The sequence below is a fragment of the Holospora curviuscula genome (assembly GCF_002930195.1).
In the GTDB taxonomy this organism is placed as follows: Bacteria; Pseudomonadota; Alphaproteobacteria; order Holosporales; family Holosporaceae; genus Holospora; species Holospora curviuscula.
Genome location: NZ_PHHC01000086.1, coordinates 1 through 5872, shown reverse-complemented (window position 1 = coordinate 5872; position 5872 = coordinate 1). Strand labels below are relative to the sequence as shown.

General features: G+C 34.8%; 5 protein-coding genes and 1 pseudogene. 4 read left to right on the top strand and 2 right to left on the bottom strand.

Annotated elements, in window-relative coordinates:
* Window positions 1–1009: 1009 nt before the first annotated feature.
* Together HCUR_RS04410 and HCUR_RS04405 are read left to right on the top strand one after the other, a co-directional pair.
* Window positions 1010–1399, top strand: coding sequence for a HesB/IscA family protein (locus HCUR_RS04410; RefSeq protein ID WP_165780752.1), 390 nt, complete (start codon window positions 1010–1012; stop codon window positions 1397–1399).
* Window positions 1400–1567: 168 nt separating this feature from the next.
* Window positions 1568–1969 (top strand): HIT domain-containing protein, encoded by a 402-nt coding sequence (locus HCUR_RS04405; RefSeq protein WP_243397272.1) that lies wholly within the window; start codon window positions 1568–1570, stop codon window positions 1967–1969.
* A gap of 554 nt (window positions 1970–2523) precedes the next feature.
* On the opposite strand, the gene HCUR_RS10225 is transcribed toward HCUR_RS04405, so the two are convergent.
* A complete protein-coding gene (locus HCUR_RS10225) occupies window positions 2524–2682 on the bottom strand; it encodes a transposase (RefSeq protein WP_423751893.1) in 159 nt (52 codons plus the stop codon).
* A 717-nt stretch (window positions 2683–3399) separates the two neighbouring features.
* A complete protein-coding gene (locus HCUR_RS08595; RefSeq protein WP_165780750.1) occupies window positions 3400–3954 on the bottom strand; it encodes a hypothetical protein in 555 nt (184 codons plus the stop codon).
* A gap of 776 nt (window positions 3955–4730) precedes the next feature.
* On the opposite strand from HCUR_RS08595, the gene HCUR_RS09845 reads away from it, so the two are divergent.
* Window positions 4731–4865: a hypothetical protein gene (locus HCUR_RS09845; protein WP_279337629.1), complete on the top strand. Its 135-nt coding sequence runs from the start codon at window positions 4731–4733 to the stop codon at window positions 4863–4865.
* Window positions 4866–5674: 809 nt separating this feature from the next.
* A pseudogene (locus HCUR_RS09165) lies at window positions 5675–5872 on the top strand (hypothetical protein); the annotation flags it as partial.

The following is a 5872-nucleotide window of genomic DNA, read 5'->3' as shown; positions in this document are numbered from 1 at the left end:
AGCCCCTATCAAAAAGAAAAAGCATGGTCGTTTGGAAAAAAGCGTGTTACGCGTTGGCTTGGATCTGCTGCGGGAATTATTTTTTAAAATTGATCGTTCGGTTAACAATTTCGTGAATGATATTGGGTCAATTTTTAATCAAAACACTGTAATTGAGCGGGTATTTACAGGGAGATAAACTTTTGTCCTGTACAGAGAGGATTGACATCAAAGAGAAGGGAAAGAGGTGAAAAAGTTATACAAGAGATTTAAAAGACGAAGCGTGAAAAGTTATAAAAGAAGGGATCAACAAGCGCAAGAGAAAGCAAGGAAAGCCTCCGCCTAAAAATGCTAGGCTGGTATGGGACGGAAGACTTGAACAGGCTAAAGCATAGAGAGATCATTCAAATATTGATGGATAAACTCAGAGATGTACTCAGAATGAAGAGGAGAAAAGAGTAAATTCTTAGCATAGAAATCATGGATAGCCAAAGCATGAACTCACGGGCTTTTAAATAATGAAGGGAAAAGGTATAATAGAGGCAAGAAAGTGGTGGGTAGAAAACATCTAGGGGTAGACACCTTAAGCGATTCGCTAAATATTGATGTTTACAGTGCTAGGTCTCATGATAGAAAGTACGCGAAAAGCGTATTATTTTTCCTGAAAAAAGAATTTCCAAAGCTAGTGGCAATTTTTATCTTGATAAGCAAGGGGTTTTGCTTAGCGTTGTACAACATGCAGAATACATTAGGATTAAGGTTCAGCAAGGCGATAGATTTTAGAGCGTTCATTTGCTTGGTTAGGTCATTTTAGAAAGCTATCCAAAGATTATGAGAGGTCTACTTCATCAGCCAAAGCGTTTATTCCACTAGCTTTCACTAAAATAATCCTCAATAAGTTAAATGAATTTCTCATAAAGATAATTTTTTGATGAGATCGTTCTGAAATATATTGTTTTTGGGGTAGACAATATTTTTTATTAAACGTAGAATTAGAAATATGTAACTTTATTCATTAAAAAACATAGTTTTGAAATATAAAGATAATCATATTCAGGATGATCTGGGCAAAACTAACCCTGACCAAAATAGTCCTTCTATTTTAACGGCTACACCCCAGGCTCAAAAATTTCTTAAACTTATTTCTGAAAAAAATGATGGAGCTTATATACGCATTGGGTTAAAGCGTAAAGGATGTGCAGCACTTTCTTATAGGATGTCTTGCATCACCGATCCATGTCCTTCAGATATGCCTGTAAACATTAGCGCGGATCTTAAGATCTACATTCAATCCAATGCACTCATGTTTATCATTGGCCTTACTATGGATTACGTAGAGGAAGGATTGAGATCCGGATTTGTATTTTACAATCCAAAAGAAAAAGGACGGTGCGGATGCGGATCCTCTTTTTATGTTTAGTAAGCCAAGAATTTTATTTTCTGGGAATGGGGGTAAGAAAAGATACTGAAACACCGTAATTCTATCTTTGAGCGCAGCTGTGAAAGTTTTTGAGTGAATGAATAAACTAAGGAACAATTTTGTTCAGACCTTGATGAAGGGTAGATAAAAAAATAGTTTATAAACCTTGTGTCAAAAATAAAAGTAAGCTATGATAAAATAGATAAAATAGTTTTTATCCTTGCTATGTATGAGTCAAATATTTTTCGTAAAATTATTCAAGGTATTATTCCTTGTCAAAAAATTTGGGAAGATACCCACACTTTATGCTTTAAAGATATTACACCTAAGGCGCCCATCCACGTGTTGCTCATCCCTAAAGGTGATTATCAAGATGCGCTTCGATTTTATAAAAATGCTTCTGTGGAAGAAATTTTGTCTTTTCAAAAAGGGATGGTGGCTGTTGTTGAGTTATTGGGTCTTGGAAAACATGGATTTCGAGCCATAATGAACCAGGGCGATTATGGAAAGCAAGAAGTGCTTCATTTTCATGTTCATATTTTAGGAGAAAAAAATGAAAATTCTTGTTAGATCTTCTGCATAAAGACCAAATTTAAGTGTAAGACTAAAAAGTTCAACGTTAAAGAAAAAAGTAAGAAAAATATGAAAATACGGAGATAAGGTACACAGACATTCCAAAACGTTCAAAATTTTTTTTGAAGGTATTTGGCCTGACACTGCAATAGGCACAATATAATAAAAAGCCAGGCAGCTTGTTTTTTTTGGAAAAAGCACAGTCTGAGTCGATAAAAAAAAGATCTCGGCCTAAGCTCGAATGTGATTTATTGATTACCCAAATTATAAAAAAACTTTATGTGGATATTCTCTTTAGTATTGATGAACCTTGGGTATGAAAGAAAACTCTTATTTTTGAGGTAAGAAAACACAGCCCAACTATAGAGCTATCTTTTAAGGAAATAAAAAACAGCTCCTTAAATCTAGATGAAATATAGTATTTTACATGATTAATCTTAAGTGATAATTAGAATCATACTATTCTATTTTCTCAAAAATTCTGTTTGTTGTAGTCTTTCTGAGAAAGTCTGTTGAAGCTTAAAATTAATCTTTTTTGCTTAATGGATATACTAGATGTGAAAGAATTGAAGTAATTCCTTATACAGTTCAGTACATTGAGTAATGTGACGGTTAATCCATTGTTTCATAGTAGCCCAAAATTTCTTAATAGGGTTCAGGTCAGGAGAATATGACGGTAATAAAATGAGCCTGAACTCAAGCGATTTCATCAATTTTTTTGTCTTGTAAGAGTATAAAACACGATACATAATTAGCCCAGGATTTAGCCCTTTGATTAAACACGGTTTTATTCAATGATTAAAAAGATCTGTATTGGAAGACCTATTAAAATCTCTGAGTGCTATGGATTGATTATTGTAGCTATACTATTAAGTTCTTTTGTAATAATGATCAAGCTTCTTACCTAAGCACTTTTTACTTTTTTTACTCTACTCTCTCCGTAACTCACCGTATCAATACCTCTTTTTTCAATATATATAAGACTTTACTTCCGTTTTCTTTTATGATTTTTAGCTATCCACATTGGTTTTTTCTCTGCTTAAACATAAGAAAAAAGTTTTTATCGGTAAATCTTAGCTTCTTTAATTACGCTATCGACTTACTGCATTTCTGTATATTTTAAGTGCTTTTTTTACTTAGAGAATGGATTTCTTTTTTACTTTATGGACTTGTGAATAGTTTTTCTTTATCCTATCATGGTTGTGCACCTAGTTCAAGATGATTTACTTTAGCATATTATAATGCTTCAACTATAACTCATTGCCTAGAAATCTCGTTTTATCTCAACACCTACTCTCTACGCTGACTTTGCGCGATGGAATAAACAGTAAGAGAAAGTATCATAATCATCAAAAGTTCTATTATCCTCAAGGATTTTTTGACAAACAAAGGACACAAAATTTTTTAGCCTTTCTTTTCTTTTTCTGTCATAATGATGGTGACAAAAGATCTGATCTAAGATAGGAAAAGATTTGCAAAATTTTTGTCAAAAAGAATATATCAATGCTTATAGTCTCAAAAACTGAGGTCTTGAAAAAACGACCTTCTGACAAACCCAAACCCATTAAAGACATAGCTGCTACTGCGTCATTAGCTGGTATGTTTATAAAATAAACTAGAGTGTGTCGACATTTATAATTAAGTGTTATAAGATTAATGCGTTTAGTTACAACAGAAGATAAGATTGCAAGAGATTCGAGACGACCAATGGGAAGAAATAAAAGAAAGCTTGTCTGGGAAAGAAAGAGATTCAGGACGTACTGGTAAACGATAACCGGAAATTTATCAATGCCGTGATGTGGATTGCCCGAAAAGTGCGCCGTAGCGTCCCTTGCCAGAATCTTACGGGGAAATGCTCGAGGGTTCATTAACAGTTGATAAGATGATCCAAAGTCAGTGTGTGGAAAGTGATTTTCAATACCCTTGCAGTAGATGCTGATACGGAATGAATCATGAGGGATTCCACAATGATTTACGCCCATCAACACGCCGCGGGCGTCAGAAAAAAAATAGAGTCAATGGTCACAAAACCAAAACCTGAGGGGCTCAGCAGGCGGTTTTAGTACGAAGATCCACGCTGTTAGGCAACCCCATCAGATTCATTCTATGGCTTGCTCAGTGCGCTAACTATACCAAAGCTCTTGCTTTAATGGAGAATTTTGACTTTAAAATGCTATTGGCGGATAAAGGCTACAGATGCCAATGATATTGTCCATTATGCTGACACATTATATGGGCAGCAATAAAGCCGTCATCCCCCCACGATTCATGAGAAAAATCTAGTCGAGTAAAGGTTCAACACGTTAACCCATTTCAGGCGCGTTGCACTCAGAGATGACACACTTGCACACGCTTTTCTTTTCCTTTCTGCATTGTGCTGCATCACTCATAATTCTAAAGTACCCTTAAATGTCGACATACCCTATGTTAGGATGGGATGATTCATGGTACTGTGTATTTGTCTGAAAACACTTCCTAACAAAACCACTGGTCGCTATGATATTTTGTATTATGTTTAGCGTTATGGAACCCCATCTTCTAGTTAAAAAGAGGGTTTGTGGTGTTCTAGCCACGCTAAGGACACCCGAAAATAGATCAATACTATTTTTTGAATTTTTAGAACGGATGCTCTGGACCACTCTTTTCCGCCGAATTACGGAGGGTAGAACAATATAGATCGCCAATTTATTCTCGGATAGACAATATAATCGGGTAACAATTGCTTGTAAACAATTCTTTTAAATCCTATATTATAAAATTGAAGGATACCGAAGATGAGTTTGCTGTAAGTAAAGAATATGCCGCATTAGCATTTAAAAAGCTAATATTTAGCGATGAAAAATTTTATCTTTGGGAAAAGCAGTCTAAGAAAAGCGAGTTGGATATCTTATAAGTCGTAAAAGACATACCCAAGCACAGTTTTGTCTATATTGATAAAAGTGGTGTTAATATGGCGATTTGCAAAGATAGAGAATGGAGTAAAAAAAAAGTGAAAAGCTCGTAGGTAAAAAATTGTATGTGTTAATTCAATGGCCTGTGTTACTGAGATGCTGAAATTTGAGCACCTCAATCCACTCTTTAGCTCCTTGTATACAGAATACGTAACTATGATAATGTTTCTACTCTATGCTCCATTAGTCTTGTTTTTAGGTGGATTTTTGATATTCTAAATTTTTTTTAATATCCTATAAATTCTTGTAATACTGAATTATGTCGCTTGGATCAATTCTGAAATTCAGTGTATATAGTAAAGGAAGTTGATTTATGATTGTTTAAAAAATACTCAAATAAGATTCTAAAGTGATACATATGCTCCAATTTTTCGCTTAATTCCTGACTTCATATTAGCCAAAAATATTCCTCTCTAAGATTAAATTTTTTTCCATAATGGAGTAAAAAAATTACTTTACAACCCAAAGACTTCTATCAATTTTTTTGTTTTAGGGTGTCTCGTAACGAGATTTTGAGTGCATAGTAGTAATGCGATAATCGTTTATTATGAATGAGAACAGCAAAAAATGGAGCTAAGATGATGGACTAAAGTCACCGTAGACATGATATAAGCGATAAATTATGAAGCAAAATAGAAGGGTATTTTTCTGGTAGCGTAAGAACTGGGGCGGGATTGCACCGCAATAATGTGGATCTTTAGAACGAGTGCATCCTGGCGAGATTTACCACCAGATTATGGTCATTAAAACGATGTACACAGGCAGTTTTGTAGAGGGCGTGACAAGGAATTTACTTGGGATCTTCGTAGATGATCCTGATTTTGAATGGTTCATGATAAATTCTACTTTTGTCAAGACCCATAAGGCTAGACTTGGGTCAGTAGGCGGGAGTCACGCTACTCGCCGCACAAAAGGGGGGCTCAATACAAAAGTACATATAGCCGTGAAT

Coding starts and splice junctions, on each gene's coding strand:
- HCUR_RS08595 (WP_165780750.1), bottom strand. CDS start 3,954: ATGGGCGTAAATCATTGTGGAATCCCTCATGATTCATTCCGTATCAGC.
- HCUR_RS10225 (WP_423751893.1), bottom strand. CDS start 2,682: ATGAAATCGCTTGAGTTCAGGCTCATTTTATTACCGTCATATTCTCCT.